Genomic DNA, 19930 nt, shown 5'->3' with positions numbered 1-19930 from the left:
CGAGTGTCCCTGATCGCTTCAGACCACTTCCGCATCGTTGTCGGCCTCGGCAAGAGCGGCATGTCCCTGGTTCGCTTCCTGGCGAACCGGGGCACGTCGTTTGCCGTGGCCGATACGCGGGAAAATCCACCGGAGCTGGTCACGCTGCGCCGTGACTACCCGCACGTGGAAGTGCGTTGTGGCGAGCTGGATGTCGAGTTTCTGTGCCGTGCCGATGAGCTCTACGTGAGCCCCGGCCTGGCCCTGGCGACACCGGCCCTGCAAGCGGCGGCGGCCCGTGGCGTGAAGTTGTCCGGCGACATCGAGCTGTTCGCGCGTAACGCGAAGGCGCCGATCGTGGCCATCAGCGGCTCCAATGCAAAAAGCACCGTCACCACCCTGGTGGGCGAGATGGCGGCTGCGGCCGGCAAGCGCGTGGCAGTGGGCGGCAACCTCGGTACTCCGGCGCTGGACCTGCTCAACGACGACGTCGAGCTGTACGTGATGGAGCTGTCGAGCTTCCAGCTGGAAACCACCGACCAGCTCAACGCCGAAGTGGCCACCGTGCTCAACGTCAGCGAAGACCACATGGACCGCTACAGCGGCCTGCCGGCCTATCACCTGGCCAAGCACCGGATCTTCCGTGGCGCGCGGCAAGTGGTGGTGAACCGTCAGGACGCCCTGAGCCGTCCGCTGATCGGCGAAGGCCTGCCGTGCTGGACCTTCGGCCTGAACAAGCCCGATTTCAAGGCTTTCGGCCTTCGGGAAGAGAACGGCGATAAATACCTGGCCTTCGAATTCCAGAACCTGATGCCGGTGCGCGAACTGAAAATCCGTGGTGCCCACAACCAGGCCAATGCCCTGGCTGCGCTGGCACTCGGTCACGCGGTCGGTTTGCCGTTCGACGCCATGCTGTCGGCCTTGCGCAGCTTTGCCGGCCTTGAGCACCGCTGCCAGTGGGTTCGCGAGCTGGATGGCGTAGGCTATTACAACGATTCCAAGGCCACCAACGTCGGTGCGGCACTGGCTGCCATCGAAGGTTTGGGTGCCGATATTCAAGGCAAGGTCGTGCTGATCGCCGGTGGCGACGGCAAGGGTGCTGACTTCAAGGACCTTAAAGGCCCGGTCGCCGCCAACTGCCGCGCCGTGGTGCTGATGGGCCGTGATTCCGGCTTGATCGCCGATGCCCTTGGCGACGCCGTACCCCAGGTGCGCGCGCAATCCCTGGATGACGCCATCGCCCAATCCAAAGCCCTGGCCCAGCCGGGTGACGTGGTGCTGCTGTCGCCTGCCTGCGCGAGTTTCGACATGTTCAAGAACTACGAAGAGCGCGGCCAGCTGTTCGCCCGCGCCGTGGAGGCCTTGGCATGAGTATCAATTTGCGGAACATCATCAAGCCGTACCCGTCGCCGCTCATTACCGGGCGCGGTATCGATCTGGATTTCCCGATGCTCGCCGGTTGCCTTGCGCTGCTGGGCCTGGGCCTGGTGATGATCACTTCGGCGTCCTCGGAAGTGGCCGCCGTGCAATCGGGCAACACCCTGTACATGATGATCCGCCACCTGGTGTACCTGGTCATCGGCCTCGGTGCGTGCATCGTCACCATGATGATCCCGATCGCCACCTGGCAGCGCCTGGGTTGGCTGATGCTGGTGGGCGCGTTCGGCCTGTTGGTGATGGTGATCCTGCCCGGCATCGGACGTGAGGTGAACGGTTCTATGCGCTGGATCGGCTTCGGTGCGTTCAACGTGCAGCCGTCGGAAATCGCCAAGGTGTTCGTGGTGATCTACCTCGCCGGTTACCTGGTGCGGCGCCAGAAAGAAGTACGCGAAAGCTGGATGGGTTTCTTCAAGCCGTTCATCGTGCTGCTGCCCATGGCCGGCCTGTTGCTGATGGAGCCGGACTTCGGTGCCACCGTCGTAATGATGGGGGCGGCGGCGGCGATGCTGTTCCTCGGTGGCGTGGGCCTGTTCCGCTTCACCTTGATGGTGGTGCTGGCGGTGGCCGCCGTGACCATTCTGGTGCAGGCGCAGCCCTACCGGATGGCGCGTCTGATTACCTTTACCGACCCATGGTCCGATCAATTCGGTTCCGGCTACCAGCTGACCCAGGCGTTGATCGCCTTCGGTCGCGGCGAGTGGCTGGGCGTGGGCCTGGGCAACAGCGTGCAGAAGCAGTTCTACCTGCCGGAAGCCCACACCGACTTCGTGTTCTCGGTACTCGCCGAAGAGCTGGGCGTGGTCGGTTCGTTGTGCACCGTCGCGCTGTTCGTATTCGTATGTGTACGCGGCATGTACATCGGCTTGTGGGCCGAAAAGGCCAAGCAATATTTTGCCGCTTACGTGGCGTACGGCTTGTCGTTCCTGTGGATCGGCCAGTTCCTGATCAACATCGGGGTGAACGTCGGCTTGCTGCCGACCAAGGGCCTGACCTTGCCGTTCCTCAGTTACGGCGGCAGTTCGTTGGTGATTTGCTGCGCCTGTCTCGGGTTACTGCTGCGCATCGAGTGGGAGAGTCGAACCCACCTGGGCAGCGAAGAGATGGAGTTCAGCGAAAGCGACTTCGCCGAGGAGCCGAACCATGGGCGCTAACGTGCTGATCATGGCGGGCGGCACCGGTGGCCACGTGTTCCCGGCGCTGGCCTGTGCCCGTGAGTTCCAGAACCGCGGCTACACCGTGCATTGGCTCGGTACGCCCCGTGGCATCGAAAACGATCTGGTACCGAATGCCGGCTTGCCGCTGCATTTGATCAACGTCACCGGCCTGCGTGGCAAGGGCAAATTGTCCCTGCTGAAGGCGCCGTTCGTGTTGCTCAAAGCGGTGTGGCAGGCGCGCAAGGTGATCCGTGAAGTGAAGCCGGTGTGCGTGCTGGGCTTTGGTGGTTACGTCACCGGCCCTGGTGGTGTCGCGGCAAAACTCGCCGGTGTGCCGGTAATCGTCCACGAGCAGAACGCCGTGGCCGGCACCGCCAACCGCCTGCTGGTGCCTTTGGCTGCCCGGGTGTGCGAGGCCTTCCCGAAGACCTTTGGTGCTGCGGACAAGCTGCGCACCACCGGCAACCCGGTGCGTACCGAGCTGTTCATGGACATTGCCCGCCAGCCGTTGGTCGGTCGCAAGGCGCACCTGTTGATCCTGGGCGGAAGCCTGGGCGCCGAACCCTTGAACAAATTGCTGCCTGAAGCGGTGTCGCAACTCCCTGAAACATTGCGCCCCGAGATCTTTCATCAGGCCGGCAAGAATCACGATGAAGTGACCGCCACGCGTTATCGCGAAGCGGGTGTGGAGGCGAATGTGCAGCCCTTCATCAAAGACATGGCCCAAGCCTATGGCTGGGCCGACCTGGTGGTCTGTCGCGCAGGTGCGTTGACCGTCAGTGAACTGGCTGCCGCCGGTCTGCCGTCCTTGCTGGTGCCTTTGCCCCACGCGATCGACGATCACCAGACCCGCAACGCCGAATATTTGGCCGGGGAGGGCGCTGCCTTCCTGCTGCCGCAAAGAACGACTGGCGCCGCCGATTTGGCCGCACGCCTGACCGAGGTTTTGATGCAACCGGAACGACTGAACAGCATGGCGAGCACCGCAAGCCGCCTGGCCAAACCTGACGCAACCCGCACCGTGGTCGATATCTGCCTGGAGGTGGCCCATGGTTGAGAATCAGAAAGCCATGCCACAGCCGGAAATGCGCCGCATCCGTCGCATCCACTTCGTCGGTATCGGCGGCGTGGGCATGTGCGGGATCGCCGAAGTGTTGCTGAACCTGGGTTACCAGGTGTCCGGCTCCGACCTGAAAATGTCGCCGGTCACCGAGCGCCTGGAATCGTTTGGCGCGAAAATCTTTATCGGCCACCGCGCCGAGAACGCTGCCGAAGCCGATGTGCTGGTGGTCTCCAGCGCTGTGAACACCTCCAACCCGGAAGTGGCGACTGCGCTTGAACGCCGCATTCCCGTCGTGCCGCGCGCCGAGATGCTGGCCGAGCTGATGCGCTACCGCCACGGCATTGCCGTCGCCGGTACCCACGGCAAGACCACCACCACCAGCCTGATCGCCTCCGTGTTCGCCGCCGGTGGCCTGGACCCGACGTTCGTGATCGGTGGCCGCCTGAATGCAGCCGGCACCAATGCACAACTCGGTACCAGCCGCTACCTGATCGCCGAAGCCGATGAAAGCGACGCCAGCTTCCTGCACCTGCAACCGCTGGTGGCCGTGGTGACCAACATCGACGCCGACCACATGGCGACCTACGACGGTGACTTCAACAAACTGAAGAAAACCTTTGTCGAGTTCCTGCACAACCTGCCGTTCTACGGTCTGGCCGTGGTGTGCCTGGACGATCCGGTGGTGCGTGAAATCCTGCCGCTGGTCAAGCGTCCGACCGTGACCTACGGCTTCAGCGAAGACTGCGACGTGCGCGCAATCAACGTGCGCCAGCAGGGCATGCAGACCTTCTTCACCGTGCTGCGCCCTGACCGCGAGCCGCTGGATGTCTCGGTGAACATGCCGGGCAACCACAACGTACTCAACTCCCTGGCGACCATCTGCATCGCCTCCGACGAAGGCGTCAGCGATGAAGCCATCGTCGAAGGCCTGTCGGGTTTTGCCGGCGTAGGCCGTCGCTTCCAGGTCTACGGCGAACTGCCGGTGGACGGCGGCAACGTGATGCTGGTGGACGACTACGGTCACCACCCGACCGAAGTCGCGGCGGTGATCAAGGCCGTACGCGGTGGCTGGCCGGAACGCCGCCTGGTGATGGTGTACCAGCCGCACCGTTACAGCCGTACCCGCGACCTGTACGACGATTTCGTCAATGTACTGGCGGATGCCAACGTGTTGCTGCTGATGGAAGTCTACCCGGCCGGTGAAGAGCCGATCCCGGGCGCCGACAGCCGCAAGCTGTGCAACAGCATCCGTCAACGCGGCCAACTGGACCCGATTTATATCGAACGCGGAGTAGACCTCGCGCCAATCGTCAAGCCGCTGCTGCGTGCCGGCGACATCCTGCTCTGCCAGGGTGCCGGTGACATCGGCGGCCTCGCCCCTAAATTGCTGGCAAGCCCGCTGTTTGCCGCCGCGCAGGGGAAGTCGAAATGACCACTGACTACGGCTCGCTGTTCTCCACCATCCAACCTGCCGACTTCGGCCGCGTCGCGGTGCTGTTCGGCGGCAAGAGTGCTGAGCGTGAAGTGTCGCTGAAGTCCGGCAACGCCGTACTGGAAGCGCTGCAAAGTGCCGGTGTGAATGCGTTCGGCATCGACGTGGGTGATGACTTCCTGTCGCGCCTGCAGGCCGAGAAGATCGACCGCGCCTTCGTCATTCTTCACGGCCGTGGCGGTGAAGACGGCAGCATGCAAGGCCTGCTGGAATGCCTGGGCATTCCCTACACCGGCAGCGGTATCCTCGCTTCGGCGCTGGCCATGGACAAGTTGCGCACCAAACAGGTGTGGCACAGCCTGGGGATTCCGACTCCGCGTCACAGCGTGCTGTGCAGCGAAGACGATTGTATTTCTGCAGCCAAGGAACTGGGCCTGCCTTTGATCGTCAAACCAGCCCATGAAGGCTCCAGTATCGGCATGGCTAAAGTGAACTCAGCCGCCGAATTGATTGACGCATGGAAAGCGGCCAGTACCTACGATTCGCAAGTGTTGGTGGAACAGTGGATTCAAGGTCCCGAGTTCACCATCGCTACTCTGCGTGGCCAGGTATTGCCGCCTATCGCATTGGGCACGCCCCACACCTTTTATGACTACGACGCCAAGTACGTGGCTTCCGATACTCAGTACCGGATCCCGTGTGGCCTCGACGCAACCAAGGAACAGGAATTGATGGACCTCACGGCGAAAGCCTGTGAGGCGCTGGGTATCGCCGGTTGGGCGCGGGCAGACGTGATGCAGGATGACCAAGGAAATTTCTGGTTCCTTGAAGTCAACACCGCACCCGGGATGACCGATCACAGCCTGGTACCTATGGCCGCTCGTGCAGCCGGTTTGGATTTCCAGCAGTTGGTGCTGGCGATCCTGGCCGCAAGCATTGAGCCCCGAGGCTAAGACCATGAACGGCGCATCGCTTCGTCATCAGCAACCCGCTCCCGGCCGCAAGCCGGTGCCGCGTGGTGCCAGCCGAATGGTGGCTAAAGAGCCGATGTCGGCGCGCATGCCGAAAGCCAATTTTGGTTTTCTGAAGGCGCTGTTCTGGCCGGTGATTCTGGTGGCGTTGGGGTTTGGTACGTATGAAGGCGCCCAGCGTCTGCTGCCGTATGCCGACCGGCCGATCACCAAGATCAGCGTGCAGGGCGACTTGAGTTACATCAGCCAGCAAGCCGTGCAGCAGCGAATCGCCCCGTTTGTGGCGTCGAGCTTCTTCACCATCGACCTGGCAGGCATGCGTTCCGAGCTGGAACAGATGCCATGGATTGCCCACGCCGAAGTTCGTCGCGTGTGGCCGGATCAGGTAACGATCCGCCTGGAAGAACAACTGCCCGTGGCCCGTTGGGGCGATGGGCAGTTGTTGAACAACCAGGGCCAGGCATTTGCGCCTCGCGAAGTGGCGAATTACGAGCACCTGCCGCAGTTGTTCGGGCCGCAGCGGGCGCAACAGCAAGTGATGCAGCAGTACCAGGCGTTGAGCCAGATGCTGCGGCCGTTGGGTTTCTCGATTGCGCGACTGGAATTGCGCGAGCGGGGCAGCTGGTTTTTGACCACGGGCGCAGGCAGTTCCGGCCCGGGCATCGAGTTGTTGCTGGGACGCGGCAACCTGGTGGAAAAGATGCGCCGTTTTATCGCCATCTATGAAAAGACCTTGAAAGAACAGATTACGAACATTGCGAGCATCGACCTGCGTTACGCCAACGGCCTTGCCGTCGGCTGGCGGGCCCCTGCGGCGCCCACGGCAGCGCAACCTGCTGTCGCGAAGAATTAAGAAGAGGCAGGACCCATGGCAAACGTGCAAAGCGGCAAAATGATCGTCGGTCTGGATATCGGCACCTCCAAGGTGGTGGCGCTGGTAGGCGAGGTCGCGGACGACGGCACGCTGGAAATCGTCGGAATCGGCACGCATCCGTCCCGGGGCCTGAAGAAGGGCGTGGTGGTGAATATTGAATCCACCGTGCAATCGATCCAGCGCGCCATCGAAGAAGCGCAGCTGATGGCCGGTTGCCGGATTCACTCGGCATTTGTCGGTGTTGCCGGCAACCACATCCGCAGCCTGAATTCCCACGGCATCGTGGCGATTCGCGACCGTGAAGTCAGCTCGGCTGACCTGGAGCGGGTACTCGACGCAGCGCAAGCCGTGGCGATCCCGGCTGACCAGCGCGTGCTGCACACGCTGCCGCAGGACTATGTGATCGACAACCAGGAAGGCGTTCGCGAGCCCCTGGGCATGTCGGGCGTTCGTCTGGAAGCCAAGGTTCACGTAGTGACCTGCGCCGTCAACGCTGCACAGAACATTGAAAAATGCGTGCGCCGCTGCGGCCTGGAAATCGACGACATCATTCTCGAGCAGTTGGCTTCGGCTTACTCGGTACTGACCGACGACGAAAAAGAACTGGGCGTGTGCCTGGTGGACATCGGCGGCGGCACCACAGACATCGCGATCTTCACCGAGGGTGCGATCCGTCACACCGCCGTGATCCCGATTGCCGGTGACCAGGTGACCAACGACATCGCCATGGCATTGCGCACACCGACCCAGTACGCCGAAGAAATCAAGATCCGTTACGCCTGCGCCCTGGCCAAGCTGGCCGGTGCCGGTGAAACCATCAAGGTGCCGAGCGTGGGCGACCGTCCACCGCGCGAACTGTCGCGCCAGGCGTTGGCCGAAGTGGTTGAACCGCGCTACGACGAACTGTTCACCTTGATCCAGGCTGAACTGCGCCGCAGCGGCTACGAAGATTTGATCCCGGCCGGCATCGTGCTGACCGGTGGCACCTCGAAGATGGAAGGCGCGGTCGAGTTGGCCGAGGAAATCTTCCACATGCCGGTCCGCCTGGGCGTGCCCCATGGCGTGAAAGGCCTGGGCGACGTAGTGCGCAACCCGATTTATTCCACCGGTGTGGGCTTGCTGTTGTACGGGCTGCAAAAGCAGACCGACGGCATTTCCCTGTCGGGCCCGAGCAACCGCGACAGTTACAGAAGCGACGACGAAGCGAAAGCGCCGTTGTTCGAGCGGTTGCAGGCTTGGGTTAAAGGCAATTTCTAAAGATTTACCGCAACACCGTTTCACTGTTGTAGATGCACGTAGTAGGCGAAAAAACTAGAGAAATGAAAGGAGAGGGAAAATGTTCGAACTCGTAGACAACATCCCCGCAAGCCCGGTCATCAAAGTGATCGGCGTCGGCGGTGGCGGCGGCAACGCTGTCAACCATATGGTCAAGAGCAACATTGAAGGCGTTGAATTCATCTGCGCCAACACTGACGCCCAGGCCCTCAAAAGCATCGGTGCACGCACCATCCTGCAATTGGGCACAGCCGTGACCAAGGGCCTGGGTGCCGGCGCGAATCCGGAAGTCGGCCGTCAAGCCGCTCTGGAAGACCGCGAGCGCATTGCTGAAGTGCTGCAAGGCACCAACATGGTGTTCATCACCACGGGCATGGGCGGTGGTACCGGTACCGGTGCTGCGCCGATCATTGCCGAAGTGGCCAAGGAAATGGGGATCCTGACGGTTGCCGTCGTGACTCGTCCGTTCCCGTTCGAAGGTCGCAAGCGCATGCAGATCGCCGATGAAGGCATCCGTCTGCTGTCCGAAAGCGTCGACTCGTTGATCACCATTCCCAACGAGAAGCTGCTGACCATCCTCGGTAAGGACGCCAGCTTGCTGTCGGCTTTCGCCAAGGCTGACGATGTACTGGCCGGTGCCGTTCGCGGTATCTCCGACATCATCAAGCGTCCGGGCATGATCAACGTCGACTTTGCCGACGTACGTACCGTGATGAGCGAAATGGGCATGGCGATGATGGGTACTGGCTGCGCCAGCGGTCCGAACCGTGCACGTGAAGCCACTGAAGCGGCCATCCGCAACCCGTTGCTGGAAGACGTGAACCTGCAAGGCGCACGCGGCATCCTGGTGAACATCACCGCCGGTCCTGACCTGTCACTGGGTGAGTACTCCGACGTGGGTAGCATCATCGAAGCCTTCGCTTCCGAGCACGCCATGGTCAAGGTCGGTACTGTTATCGATCCGGACATGCGCGACGAACTGCACGTGACCGTTGTTGCTACCGGCCTGGGTGCAAAAATCGAGAAGCCTGTAAAGGTGATCGACAATACCGTCCATACCAGCCACGCCAGCCAGCAAGCTGCCGCTCCAGCGCCTTCGCGCCAGGAACTGCCGTCTGTGAACTATCGTGACCTGGATCGTCCGACCGTGATGCGCAACCAGGCTCAGGCCGGTGCTGCTGCGTCCCGTAGCCCGAATCCGCAAGATGACCTGGACTACCTGGACATCCCGGCTTTCCTGCGTCGTCAGGCCGATTAATGGAATGTATCAGGGCTATGAAGGTGATTGGTGTTCAGCAAAGGTCTGGTCTGCTATTATCGCCAGCCTTTGTTGATACCAGTTCGCAATTTGCGCTGAAGCGGTCCAAGCCATGATTAAACAACGCACCCTGAAGAATATTATCCGTGCCACAGGTGTAGGTCTGCACTCCGGGGAGAAGGTATACCTGACCCTCAAGCCCGCACCTGTCGACACCGGCATCGTGTTTGTTCGTGCCGACCTGGACCCTGTGGTGCAGATTCCTGCTCGCGCGGAAAATGTTGGCGAAACCACGATGTCGACCACGTTGGTCAACGGTGACGTCAAAGTGGACACGGTGGAGCACTTGCTCTCGGCCATGGCCGGTCTGGGCATCGATAACGCCTACGTCGAGCTCTCCGCGTCCGAAGTCCCAATCATGGATGGCAGCGCCGGACCCTTCGTATTCTTGATTCAATCTGCCGGCCTGGAAGAACAGGACGCAGCCAAGAAGTTCATTCGCATTCTGCGGGAAGTGACAGTAGAAGACGGCGACAAGCGCGCCACCTTCGTCCCGTTCGAAGGCTTTAAAGTGAGCTTTGAGATCGATTTCGATCACCCGGTATTCCGTGACCGCACCCAAAGTGCAAGCGTGGATTTTTCCAGCACTTCGTTCGTAAAAGAAGTCAGCCGCGCCCGTACCTTTGGTTTCATGAGTGACATCGAGTACCTGCGCAAGCACAACCTCGCACTCGGCGGCAGCGTTGAAAACGCCATTGTGGTCGACGCGGATGGTGTACTGAACGAAGACGGCCTTCGCTATGAAGACGAATTCGTGAAGCACAAGATCCTCGATGCAATCGGTGACCTCTACCTGCTGGGCAATAGCCTGATAGGCGAGTTCAAAGGCTTCAAGTCGGGCCACGCCCTTAACAACCAGCTGCTGCGCAAGTTGATTGAGCAGACAGATGCTTGGGAAGTCGTGACCTTCGAAGATGCCAGCACCGCACCGATCTCTTACATGCGTCCCGTCGCGGCGGTGTAAGTAACAACTCTCTTTCCTTTTGTTTTTAAAGGCTGCCTTCGGGTGGCCTTTTTTTATGCCAGGGTGTTTGCATCAACAACGCGATTACGCCCGGTGTGCTTGGCTTCATACAGCGCCTGGTCGGCGCTCAGCAGTAACTCCTCCAGTGTGATACGGCTGTTTTTGGTCCAGGTACTCAGGCCAATGCTGACGGTAATCGGCACAGTATCCCCGCCCACCCGCGGCAGGTGCTCGACGCTGCTGCGGATATGTTCAGCAATCAACAACGCGCCCTGGCTGTCGGTGTGCGGCAGCACCACCGCAAATTCTTCGCCACCATAGCGAGCCGCGAGGTCAGCAGGGCGGCGGATATTGCCGTCGATCACCTGCGCCACCGTGCGCAATGCCTCGTCGCCACCTTGATGGCCATGTCGGTCGTTAAAGGCCTTGAAGTGGTCCACATCGATCATCAGCACCGTCAATGGCTCGCCTGAACGCTGGGCGCGGTCCCATTCCAGGCGCAGGCGCTGGTCCAGGGGGCGGCGGTTGGCCAGGCCGGTGAGCGCATCGGTGGCTGCCAGTTCTGACAGCACCTGCTCGGCGCGATGGCGCCTGCGCAACTCCATGCAGAGCATCCAGGTCAACCATAAGAGGCCAATGCACAAAACCCCCGTGGCCCCGCTGATCAACAGCGCCGCACGCTTCCAGGATGCGAATATTTCCTCTGTCGACAAGCCTACGACGACGATCAGCGGTAAATCCCCCACAGTCGAGAAGGTGTAGAGGCGTTTTTCCTCATCCACACTTGAGGTGCCACGAAAGTTGCCGTCGCGCTCTTGCAGGATGCGCGCGACGTTGGGACGCTGACTGAGGTCCTTGTCGATCATGTCCCGTTCCAGCAACGGCTGTTGGGCCAGCAGGATGCCCTGCTGGTTGATCAGGTTGATGGTGCTGTCGTTGCCGATATTCAGGCTGCGGAACAGTTGCTGGAAATACGACAGGCGCATGGACGCCACGGCAACCCCGAGGAATCGTCCGTCGGGCCCGGAAACCCGGCGGCTGAATGCGATGCGCCATTGGTCTTCACACACGCAGCGCGCCATGAAGGGCCGGCTGATAAACAGGCCCAGGTCGGGGTTCTGTCGGTGAGCCTGAAAGTAATCACGGTCGGCGAAGTTGGCGGCTTCAGGCGTCAGCAACGAGGAATCGGCAATCACCTCGCCGGTCTTGTCCAGCAGCAGGATGTCGCCCTTGTACGGCGCCGCTTCCGAACGATCGAACAGCACCAGGTGACGGATGCTCGCCGATACACCCGCCAAATCACTGCGTTCGGTTGCTGCGATCAGGCCCTTGATCGATAAGTCGTACAGCTCGACGTTGCGCAGCACGTCGGCGTCGATCAGTTGGGTGATGTTATTGGCGCTGCGCTGGGCCGCCTGCAAGCTGTTGGCGTGTTCGCGGGTCAGCAACACCGCGACCACCAGCATGATCAGCAGCACCGTGACACAACTGCCGATGATCAGCAGCAGTTCCGGGCGGTGGGTAGGACGGGGAGGACGGGTGGTGCTTGGGCTCATCGGGCGTACTTCTGCTTCGAGGATGCCTTTAGCGTAGTTGCTGATAACGGCTCATGTGGTCTGGCTGTGAACGGTGCGGTTGCGCCCGGAGTGCTTGGCGTCATACAGCGCCCGGTCGGCGCTCAGCATCAGCTCTTCGAGTGAGCCACGGCTGCGTTTGTCCCAGGTACTGAGGCCGATGCTGACGGTGACGGACAGCGCGTCCCCGTCCGCCGGTGGCATGTGCTCCACCGCGCTGCGGATATGCTCGGCGATGATGCTCGCGCCTTCGTCGTCGGTATCCGGCAGGATCACCGCGAACTCTTCGCCGCCGTAACGGGCCGCAAGGTCGGCGGGGCGACGAATATTGCTGCCGATGACCCGGGCGACGTTGCGCAACGCCTCGTCACCGCCTTGATGGCCGTGGCGGTCGTTGAAGGCCTTGAAGTGGTCGACGTCGATCATCAGCAACGCCAGTGGTTCGCCCGAGCGTTGCGCGCGCTCCCATTCCAGGCGCAGGCGCTGGTCGAGGGTGCGGCGGTTGGCCAAGCCGGTGAGGGCGTCGGTGGCCGCCAGTTCCGACAACACCTTCTCGGCGCGATAACGGCGGCGCAGTTCCCGGCGCAGCATCCAGGTCAGCCACAGCAGACCAATGCAGAGCACACCGGTGGCGCCACTGATCAGTACGGCGGCACGTCTCCAGGCGGCAAACACGTCATCGCTGGACAGCGCCACCACCACAATCAGCGGCAGCGCGCCGACGCTGGTGAAGGTGTACAGCCGTTGCGTGCCACTGACGGTGGAGATGGCGCTGAAACTGCCGCTGCCTTCACGCAGCATTCTTTTGAAGTTAGGCCGCGCGCTCAGGTCCTTGTTGATCATGTCTCTTTCGAGCAGGGGTTGCTGGGCAAGCAGAATGCCGTCGTTGTTCACCAGGTTGATGCTGCTGCCGCTGCCGATGGTGAGGCTATTGAACAACTGGTCGAAATACGCCAGGCGCATGGTAGCCACGGCCACACCGGCGAATTCGCCGTTGGGCCCGGGCACCCGGCGGCTGAATGCGATGCGCCAGACTTGATCGCAGTCGCAATGGATCTTGAAGGGCCGGCTGATGAACAGACCCGCATCGGGGTTCTGCTGGTGGACCTGGAAATAGTCGCGGTTGGCGAAGTTGCGCGACGTGGGGGTCAGCGTCGAGGAGTCGGCGGTGACCGCGCCGGCCTTGTCCAGCAGCAGGACTTCACCTTTGAAAGGCGCAGCGGTGGACTGGTCGAACTGCACCATATGCAGCACTTCGGCGGAAACCTGCGGCAAGTCATGGCGGGTGGTTGCAGTGATCAGGCCGTTCAGGGCCAGGTCGTAGAGCTCGACGTTACGCAGTACATCGGCGTTGATCAGTTGGGTGATGTTGCTGGTGGAGCGCTTGGCCGCCTGCAGGGCGCTGGCGTGTTCGCGAGTCAGCAATACGGCAACGATGATCACGATCAGGATGACGGTAAGGCCACTGCCCAGAATCAGCAAAAGCTCCGGGCGTGCAGGCTGGGTAAAGGCGTGGCGTTCACTCATGGGACTGGCTTCGGCACTCAAGATGCTGGCAGTTTAGTTCCATGCTGTGAAAAATAAGTCGTCGCCGCTAAAAGAAAACTTGAAGGTTAAAAAACGTCAATCGGGTAGTCGACGATCACGCGGTATTCATCCACGTCCCGGTCCACTGCCGCGTAGCCATTGCCGCCGCGATTGGTTGCCCACTGCAGGCGTACGGCCAGGTCCTTGGCCTTGCCGCCTTGCACCACGTACTTGAGGTCGATGTCCCGTTCCCAATGCTTGGCGTTCTTGCCGTCGGCGCTGTACCAGGATGAGTAACCACGGCTGTCCGGGTCGACGGTGGTCAGGTCGGTCTTGCCGCTGATGTACGACACCGCCGAGGTCAGGCCCGGCAAGCCCAGCCCGACGAAGTCATAGGCGTACTTGAGCTTCCACGAGCGTTCGTTGGGGCCGTTGAAGTCGGAGTATTGCTGGGAGTTGTCCAGGTAAACACTGTCGCCCTGGCTGATGTAGTCGAACGGGGTGTTGCCGTTGACCCGCTGGTAGGCGGCGGTCACGGTGTGATTGCCGACGCCGACTGTGAAATGCAGGCTGTAGGTGTTGTTGTCGATGGTACCCAGCAGGGCTTTGCCGGTGTCCTGGGTGTGGTAGTAGTGCAGGCCTGGGTTGAGGCTGACCAGCTCGTTCAGTTGCCAGGTGTAGTCCAGGTCGTAGTAGTACTGGTTCCAGATGTCCTTGAGTTCGGACGCGTACAGGTTGCTGGTCAGCCCCGGCAGGCCACTGAAGGACACGCCGGCCCAGTCCATGTGCTGGCTGTCTTCACCGTTGGGCAAGGCGCCGTAGCTGGTGCCGATGCGCCGGTGGCCACTCTGGTTGTAGAGCTTGGTGAAGCTGGCCTGGCCGCCTTCGAACATCCAGCCGTCCAGGCTGTGGTTGGTCAGGCTCACGCCGCGGAAGGTCTGCGGCAGCATGCGGGTCATGCCGCCGGCAATTACCGGGTTGTTGAGGAACAGGTCGCCGGCTTTCAGTTCGGTGTTGAAGGCACGCATTTTCAGGGTCGCGCCGGCGGTGGAGAACGAGCCAGGCGCTTTACCGTTGCCGGAGCTCACCGGCAGGATGCTGGAACCGTCGGTGCCGCCACCGCCGTCGAGCTTGAGGCCGAGCATGGCGTTGGCGTCCAGGCCGAAGCCGACGGTGCCTGGGGTGTAGCCGGATTCGAAAATGCCGATGATGCCCTGGCCCCATTCCTTGCTGTCATCGGTGTGAATGTCGCGACGGTCGCGGTTCATGTAGTAGTTGCGGGTGTTGATCTTGAAGCTGGAACCTTCGACGAAACCGTCGGCGGTCGGGGTGTCTGCCGCGTGGGCAAGGGGAACGATCGTTGCAGCAATCGCGAGGAATAACGGGGTGAACGTCAGCGAGGTTTTCACCGGTGGAGCTCCTTTGGGTCAATCGAAACCGGCCAGTGTTGTTGGGGTTCCTGGCCTTTTTTCAGCGCAAAAAAAAGCCGCTGAACTCAGCGGCTTTAAGACAGATTCCCAGTGTAGAGCCCTGGAAATAAGTCGAGGGAAATCGGGGGAGAGCGGGTCGGTCTTAACCGCTGCGCTCATCGATGCGACAAATTAGCGCAGGTGAGCGGTGCGATACAGAGTGTAACAAGATAATGACTGTTGCCCAAATCGCAACAGTCTGGTGGTGTGGACGCGGGGCGTCCTGACAACCCCACGCAAGAATGTTAGCGTGCTTGCCATTCCCACGTAGTCGATGAGCCCGCCTTCCATGAAAAAGACTGTCCTCGCCTTCAGCCGCGTCACCCCGGAAATGATCGAACGCCTGCAACAGGATTTCGACGTTATTGCGCCTAACCCAAAGCTGGGCGACATCAATGCCCAGTTCAACGAGGCTTTGCCGCACGCCCACGGGCTGATCGGCGTAGGCCGCAAATTGGGCCGCGCCCAACTGGAAGGCGCGAGCAAGCTGGAAGTGGTCTCCAGTGTGTCGGTGGGCTACGACAACTACGACCTGGCGTACTTCAATGAGCGCGGGATCATGCTCACCAACACTCCCGATGTGCTCACCGAAAGCACCGCCGACCTGGCCTTCGCCCTGCTGATGAGCAGCGCCCGCCGGGTCGCCGAACTGGACGCCTGGACCAAGGCCGGCCAGTGGAAAGCGAGTGTCGGCGCGCCGCTGTTTGGCTGTGATGTACACGGCAAGACCCTGGGCATTGTCGGCATGGGCAACATCGGCGCGGCCATCGCCCGTCGTGGTCGCCTGGGCTTCAATATGCCGATCCTGTACAGCGGCAACAGCCGCAAGACCGAACTGGAACAGGAGCTCGGCGCGCAATTGCGCAGCCTCGACCAGTTGCTGGCCGAAGCGGATTTCGTCTGCCTGGTGGTGCCGTTGAGCGAGAAAACCCGCCACCTGATCAGCCATCGCGAACTGGGCCTGATGAAGTCCAGCGCAATCCTGGTGAACATCTCCCGTGGCCCGGTGGTGGATGAGCCGGCGCTGATTCAAGCCCTGCAAAACCAGACCATCCGCGGCGCCGGCCTGGATGTGTACGAGCAGGAGCCACTGTCCGAGTCGCCACTGTTCCAGCTGAGCAACGCCGTGACCCTGCCGCACATCGGCTCGGCCACTAACGAGACCCGCGAAGCCATGGCCAACCGTGCCCTGGAAAACCTGCGCAGTGCGCTGCTGGGCCAGCGTCCGCAGGACCTGGTGAACCCGCAGGTGTGGAAGGGCTGATCACTGCTTGTTGTCTGTAGGAACGAGCTTGCTCGTGAAGAACCTGAAGGCGATGTGTTTATTCAGGCTGCCCGCGTTATCGTTGACGTTTTTCGCGGGCAAGCCCGCTCCTACAGTTTTCAGCGTGCAAGTCGATAACGGTCTATAGATCGTCATCCCTGATCCACAGAAGGTTTTTATGTCCACCACCAAAGCCCGCGCAGACTCACTCTCGCTTCTGCTCTTTACCTTGCGCAGCGGCAAGCTGATGGCGATCAACCTGCTGAAAGTCAGTGAAATCATTCCCTGCCCACCGCTGACCAAGCTGCCGGAGTCGCACCCGCACGTCAAAGGCATCGCCACCTTGCGCGGCGCCGCCTTGTCGGTGATCGATCTGAGCCGGGCGCTGGGGGAAATGCCCCTGCAAGACCCGGACGGTGGCTGCCTGATCGTCACCGATGTAAGCCGTTCCAAGCAGGGCCTGCATGTGCAGGCGGTGAGCAAGATCGTGCACTGCCTGACCACCGATATTCGCCCGCCGCCGTTTGGCTCCGGTGGCACGCGTTCGTTTATCACCGGTGTGACCCAGGTCGAAGGCGCCTTGGTGCAGGTATTGGACATCGAAAAAGTCATCCACGGCATCGCCCCGGCGCAGATCGAAGCGGCGCCCACCGACCTGACCATGGAAGAAGCCGAAGTGCTGGGCAACGCCCGAATCCTGGTGGTGGACGACAGCCAGGTGGCCCTGCAGCAATCGGTGCACACCCTGCGCAACCTCGGCCTGACCTGCCACACCGCCCGCAGCGCCAAGGAAGCGATCGACCGTTTGCTGGAGCTGCAAGGCACTGTCGAGCAAATCAACGTGGTGGTCTCGGACATCGAAATGTCCGAAATGGACGGCTACGCCTTCACCCGCACCCTGCGGGAAACACCGGACTTCCAGGACCTCTACGTGCTGCTGCACACCTCCCTGGACAGTGCGATGAACAGCGAAAAAGCCCGCCTGGCCGGTGCCAATGCGGTGCTCACCAAGTTCTCCTCCCCCGAACTGACCAAGTGCCTGGTGGTGGCTGCCCAGACCGTGGCGCAACAAGGCCTGTGACCGGTGGGTGAATACTTCCAGCTGCTGCGCCGTGACCTCATCGGCAGCCTGCCCGCGCCGCAATGGCCGGCAGATATCCAGCTGGATCATTACCACGAAGCAATGGCTCCGGCGATCCACGCGGTATTGAGCCTGGCCCAGGAACAAGGCGGCGGACGCGTCGGCCCCCTTGAACACTGGCGCCAGCAGTTCATCACCGACGCCGAGTTCGACCCGAAGCTGTGCCTGGTGGCCAGTAATGCCAGTGGCATCCTCGGCGTGTCCCAATGCTGGACCAGCGCCTACATCAAGAACCTGGCCATTCATCCGTGTGCCCAAGGCATGGGGCTGGGCCGGGCGTTATTGCTGCACACCTTCCACGTGTTCAAACAACGCGGCGAGGCGTTTGTCGACCTCAAGGTGCTGGAGTCCAATCGGCGGGCCCGGCACCTGTATGAAAGTGTCGGCATGGTGTTTGTGCTTCGGGACCTGGTGCCCGAGGAATAGAAGCACTGGCGCATAACTTGCTTTGTACAGAGGCAGAACGGTGAGCAGAGGCAAAAACCCGCCGCCGTTCATGAGCGCCTTCTGACCTTGCCTGGTGACAGATCCTCTATGAATACCCACTTTTCCTGCGTCGGTTGCGGTAAATGCTGCACCGACCACCATGTGCCCCTGACCCTCGAAGAAGCCCGCAGCTGGGCGGCTGACGGCGGCAATGTCATCGTGCTGGTGGAGGGTTTCCTGGGCACCGGGCTTGGGCTGCCCGAGTTGCAGCGCGAACACGCACAAAGGCGTTCCGCCATCGTCCCCAGCGGCAACACCGAGGCGTATGTGGCAATCACCTTTGCCGCCTATAACGCCGGGCGCTGCCGGAATCTTGACGAAGACGACCGTTGCCGCATTTACGAGCGGCGGCCGTTGGTGTGCCGTATCTACCCGATGGAGATCAACCCGCACATCCCGTTGAACCCGGGCGCCAAGGACTGCCCGCCGGAATCCTGGGAGCAGGGGCCGGCGCTGATCGTGGGCGGCGAGTTGATGGACAAGGAGCTGGCCGAGTTGATCCGCCGCTCACGCCAGGCTGACCGCGACGACATCCAGGCCAAGGAAGCCGTGTGTGGTTTGCTGGGCATCCATACCACGGCGCTCAAGGGCGATGGGTTTACCGCGTACCTGCCGGATATGGGCCTGTTTGCCCAGGCGATCGAGTTGGCGACGCAAGAGGACGTGCAGGCCAATGAGTGGGTATTCCATGTGTCCGGGATGGATATTGCCGAGCAGTTGCTGGATGCCGGCGCCCGGATTGCCACCGAGGTGCCGGCCAACTATGCGTTCATTTCGTTGCGGGCGGCTTGAGCTAAAAGCTGGCCAGGCATTCGATTTCGACCCGGGCATCCAGTATTAAACCGCCCGCGGCAAAGGTCGTTCGAGTGGGAAGACGATTCGCTGAAAAGTAGCGGGCATAGACTTTATTCATGGCCGCGAAGTCGTTGATGTTCGCGAGGATTACCGTGCATTTGGCGACCCTGTCCATGCCCAGCTCTTTCTCCTCGAGTATGCATTCGTAATGCTTCCAAGGCCTTGGCTGTTTGTGCGCGAATGCCTCCGCTGACCAGTTCGCCGCGCTCGTCAAGTCCCAGCAGCCCGGAGATGTAGAGGGTTTGCCCCACTTGCACCGTTTGCGAGAAAGGCAAGCCACCCTCTGCCGGCGTATACAACATCGGAACCGGATCGCTGTTTGAGGTGCGCAGGTAACGCTGGGTAATCAGCGAGTACTGGCCACTTTCCTTCAAGCGTTGAAGCGCCTGGTTCAGCGCCAAACGCAGGTCGGGCTCGCCCTTGCGAACCCCAATGGCGACGCCGCTGCCGAGCATTTCATCGACAATCCCAGGCCCCGCGAACTCAAAGCCCGCGCCCTCTGGGGTTTTCAGCAAGGCGTCGGAGATCTCGAGGGTGTCTTGCAACGTTGCGTCGATATCGCCGGCCAGCAGGCTGCTGATCAACTCGGCATTCAGGTTGAAACTTCGTACCACCACGCCATGGGGTACCCATCGCGCCAAGGCATAGGCTTCTCGGCTGGTGCCCGCCAGCACGCCAATCCGTTTGCCTTGAAGCGCCTTGGCCTCAGGCACAAGCCCGAGGCGCTTGCGCGCTACCAGCCTCGTTTCAAGGGCGTAGAGATTATCGGTGAAGTCGATTTTCTGCCGCCGTGCCGGGGTGGCCGACATGGGCATGATCGCATCGAATCGACGCGCCTCGAGTGCTGCCAGGTTGGTTGCATACTCTTGATCGACCCACACGCAGCGCGCCTTGAGTTCGGCGCACAAGGCATTGCCCAACTCAATGTTCAAACCGACCAGCTCACCTTGGGCATTGCGGCTTTCAAACGGCGGTACCAGCGCCTCCACCCCGAAGCGTATCTCGGCCAGCGATTTTTCAGCCGCGTACGTTACGGAGCACAGGGTTCCTGTGGCCGTAGATAAAACCAGTGCCAATAGTATTCTCAGGGATGTCATTTGCCTGTCCTGTAGGAAGAAAAGTGGGAGGCGTCCCGGCCCCGTTA

General features: G+C 61.3%; 16 protein-coding genes and 1 pseudogene. 13 read left to right on the top strand and 4 right to left on the bottom strand.

Annotation, left to right across the window (positions count from 1 at the left end; translation table 11 throughout):
* Window positions 1-3 precede the first annotated feature (3 nt).
* The 9 genes from murD to lpxC all read left to right on the top strand — a co-directional run bounded on the left by murD (window position 4) and on the right by lpxC (window position 10470).
* Window positions 4-1350, top strand: coding sequence for a UDP-N-acetylmuramoyl-L-alanine--D-glutamate ligase (murD, locus tag ACA046_RS27345; protein ID WP_497675338.1), 1347 nt, complete (start codon window positions 4-6; stop codon window positions 1348-1350).
* Window positions 1347-2570 (top strand): putative lipid II flippase FtsW, encoded by a 1224-nt coding sequence (ftsW, locus tag ACA046_RS27340; protein WP_459023719.1) that lies wholly within the window; start codon window positions 1347-1349, stop codon window positions 2568-2570. Before murD ends, ftsW begins: the two co-directional genes overlap by 4 nt.
* Window positions 2560-3630 (top strand): undecaprenyldiphospho-muramoylpentapeptide beta-N-acetylglucosaminyltransferase, encoded by a 1071-nt coding sequence (gene murG, locus ACA046_RS27335; RefSeq protein WP_497675337.1) that lies wholly within the window; start codon window positions 2560-2562, stop codon window positions 3628-3630. Before ftsW ends, murG begins: the two co-directional genes overlap by 11 nt.
* Complete coding sequence (gene murC, locus ACA046_RS27330; RefSeq protein ID WP_003216219.1) at window positions 3623-5068, top strand: UDP-N-acetylmuramate--L-alanine ligase; 1446 nt, start codon at window positions 3623-3625, stop codon at window positions 5066-5068. The genes murG and murC overlap by 8 nt, the downstream gene beginning before the upstream one ends.
* Window positions 5065-6021, top strand: coding sequence for a D-alanine--D-alanine ligase (locus ACA046_RS27325; RefSeq protein ID WP_076014383.1), 957 nt, complete (start codon window positions 5065-5067; stop codon window positions 6019-6021). The genes murC and ACA046_RS27325 overlap by 4 nt, the downstream gene beginning before the upstream one ends.
* A gap of 4 nt (window positions 6022-6025) precedes the next feature.
* Complete coding sequence (locus ACA046_RS27320; RefSeq protein WP_029615882.1) at window positions 6026-6892, top strand: cell division protein FtsQ/DivIB; 867 nt, start codon at window positions 6026-6028, stop codon at window positions 6890-6892.
* 15 nt (window positions 6893-6907) lie between these two features.
* Window positions 6908-8170 (top strand): cell division protein FtsA, encoded by a 1263-nt coding sequence (ftsA, locus tag ACA046_RS27315; RefSeq protein ID WP_003216224.1) that lies wholly within the window; start codon window positions 6908-6910, stop codon window positions 8168-8170.
* A gap of 79 nt (window positions 8171-8249) precedes the next feature.
* The gene (gene ftsZ, locus ACA046_RS27310; RefSeq protein WP_003216225.1) at window positions 8250-9446 is read left to right on the top strand and encodes a cell division protein FtsZ; all 1197 of its coding nucleotides are present in this window, start codon (window positions 8250-8252) and stop codon (window positions 9444-9446) included.
* A 112-nt stretch (window positions 9447-9558) separates the two neighbouring features.
* Window positions 9559-10470, top strand: coding sequence for a UDP-3-O-acyl-N-acetylglucosamine deacetylase (gene lpxC / locus ACA046_RS27305; RefSeq protein WP_003171886.1), 912 nt, complete (start codon window positions 9559-9561; stop codon window positions 10468-10470).
* A gap of 53 nt (window positions 10471-10523) precedes the next feature.
* On the opposite strand, the gene ACA046_RS27300 is transcribed toward lpxC, so the two are convergent.
* The 3 genes from ACA046_RS27300 to ACA046_RS27290 all read right to left on the bottom strand — a co-directional run bounded on the left by ACA046_RS27300 (window position 10524) and on the right by ACA046_RS27290 (window position 14980).
* On the bottom strand, window positions 10524-12026 hold the full coding sequence (locus tag ACA046_RS27300; RefSeq protein ID WP_497675336.1) for a GGDEF domain-containing protein: 1503 nt from the start codon (window positions 12024-12026) through the stop codon (window positions 10524-10526).
* A gap of 51 nt (window positions 12027-12077) precedes the next feature.
* The gene (locus ACA046_RS27295; protein WP_497675335.1) at window positions 12078-13571 is read right to left on the bottom strand and encodes a sensor domain-containing diguanylate cyclase; all 1494 of its coding nucleotides are present in this window, start codon (window positions 13569-13571) and stop codon (window positions 12078-12080) included.
* Between the two features lie 86 nt (window positions 13572-13657).
* Window positions 13658-14980: an OprD family porin gene (locus tag ACA046_RS27290; protein WP_459023709.1), complete on the bottom strand. Its 1323-nt coding sequence runs from the start codon at window positions 14978-14980 to the stop codon at window positions 13658-13660.
* Window positions 14981-15329: 349 nt separating this feature from the next.
* Between ACA046_RS27290 and ACA046_RS27285 the strand changes: the two genes are divergently transcribed.
* From ACA046_RS27285 to ACA046_RS27270, 4 genes are all read left to right on the top strand, one after another.
* Entirely contained in the window at window positions 15330-16304 is a 975-nt protein-coding gene (locus ACA046_RS27285) for a 2-hydroxyacid dehydrogenase (RefSeq protein WP_459023707.1), read from the top strand.
* Window positions 16305-16482: 178 nt separating this feature from the next.
* A complete protein-coding gene (locus tag ACA046_RS27280; RefSeq protein ID WP_063027220.1) occupies window positions 16483-17385 on the top strand; it encodes a chemotaxis protein CheV in 903 nt (300 codons plus the stop codon).
* Window positions 17386-17388: 3 nt separating this feature from the next.
* Window positions 17389-17871 (top strand): GNAT family N-acetyltransferase, encoded by a 483-nt coding sequence (locus ACA046_RS27275; protein WP_459023705.1) that lies wholly within the window; start codon window positions 17389-17391, stop codon window positions 17869-17871.
* 108 nt (window positions 17872-17979) lie between these two features.
* Window positions 17980-18723 carry a YkgJ family cysteine cluster protein gene (locus tag ACA046_RS27270; RefSeq protein WP_459023703.1) on the top strand — a complete coding sequence of 248 codons (744 nt, stop codon included), beginning with the start codon at window positions 17980-17982 and terminating at the stop codon, window positions 18721-18723.
* A 1-nt stretch (window position 18724) separates the two neighbouring features.
* On the opposite strand, the pseudogene ACA046_RS27265 reads toward ACA046_RS27270, so the two are convergent.
* Window positions 18725-19883 (bottom strand): annotated as a pseudogene (locus tag ACA046_RS27265) (transporter substrate-binding domain-containing protein).
* Window positions 19884-19930: the final 47 nt, after the last annotated feature.

The sequence above is a fragment of the Pseudomonas sp. LBUM1641 genome, assembly GCF_059716235.1.
The sequence above is the reverse complement of the archived record's forward strand: the minus strand, read 5'-3'. Positions and strand labels throughout refer to the sequence as shown.

Excerpts from the sequence above, each read along its gene's own strand:
- ACA046_RS27270 (WP_459023703.1), top strand. The coding sequence starts at position 17,980 with ATGAATACCCACTTTTCCTGCGTCGGTTGCGGTAAATGCTGCACCGAC.
- ACA046_RS27325 (WP_076014383.1), top strand. The coding sequence starts at position 5,065 with ATGACCACTGACTACGGCTCGCTGTTCTCCACCATCCAACCTGCCGAC.
- ACA046_RS27320 (WP_029615882.1), top strand. The coding sequence starts at position 6,026 with ATGAACGGCGCATCGCTTCGTCATCAGCAACCCGCTCCCGGCCGCAAG.
- ACA046_RS27285 (WP_459023707.1), top strand. The coding sequence starts at position 15,330 with ATGAAAAAGACTGTCCTCGCCTTCAGCCGCGTCACCCCGGAAATGATC.
- ACA046_RS27280 (WP_063027220.1), top strand. The coding sequence starts at position 16,483 with ATGTCCACCACCAAAGCCCGCGCAGACTCACTCTCGCTTCTGCTCTTT.
- ftsA (WP_003216224.1), top strand. The coding sequence starts at position 6,908 with ATGGCAAACGTGCAAAGCGGCAAAATGATCGTCGGTCTGGATATCGGC.
- ftsZ (WP_003216225.1), top strand. The coding sequence starts at position 8,250 with ATGTTCGAACTCGTAGACAACATCCCCGCAAGCCCGGTCATCAAAGTG.
- murC (WP_003216219.1), top strand. The coding sequence starts at position 3,623 with ATGGTTGAGAATCAGAAAGCCATGCCACAGCCGGAAATGCGCCGCATC.
- lpxC (WP_003171886.1), top strand. The coding sequence starts at position 9,559 with ATGATTAAACAACGCACCCTGAAGAATATTATCCGTGCCACAGGTGTA.
- ACA046_RS27300 (WP_497675336.1), bottom strand. The coding sequence starts at position 12,026 with ATGAGCCCAAGCACCACCCGTCCTCCCCGTCCTACCCACCGCCCGGAA.
- ftsW (WP_459023719.1), top strand. The coding sequence starts at position 1,347 with ATGAGTATCAATTTGCGGAACATCATCAAGCCGTACCCGTCGCCGCTC.
- ACA046_RS27295 (WP_497675335.1), bottom strand. The coding sequence starts at position 13,571 with ATGAGTGAACGCCACGCCTTTACCCAGCCTGCACGCCCGGAGCTTTTG.
- murG (WP_497675337.1), top strand. The coding sequence starts at position 2,560 with ATGGGCGCTAACGTGCTGATCATGGCGGGCGGCACCGGTGGCCACGTG.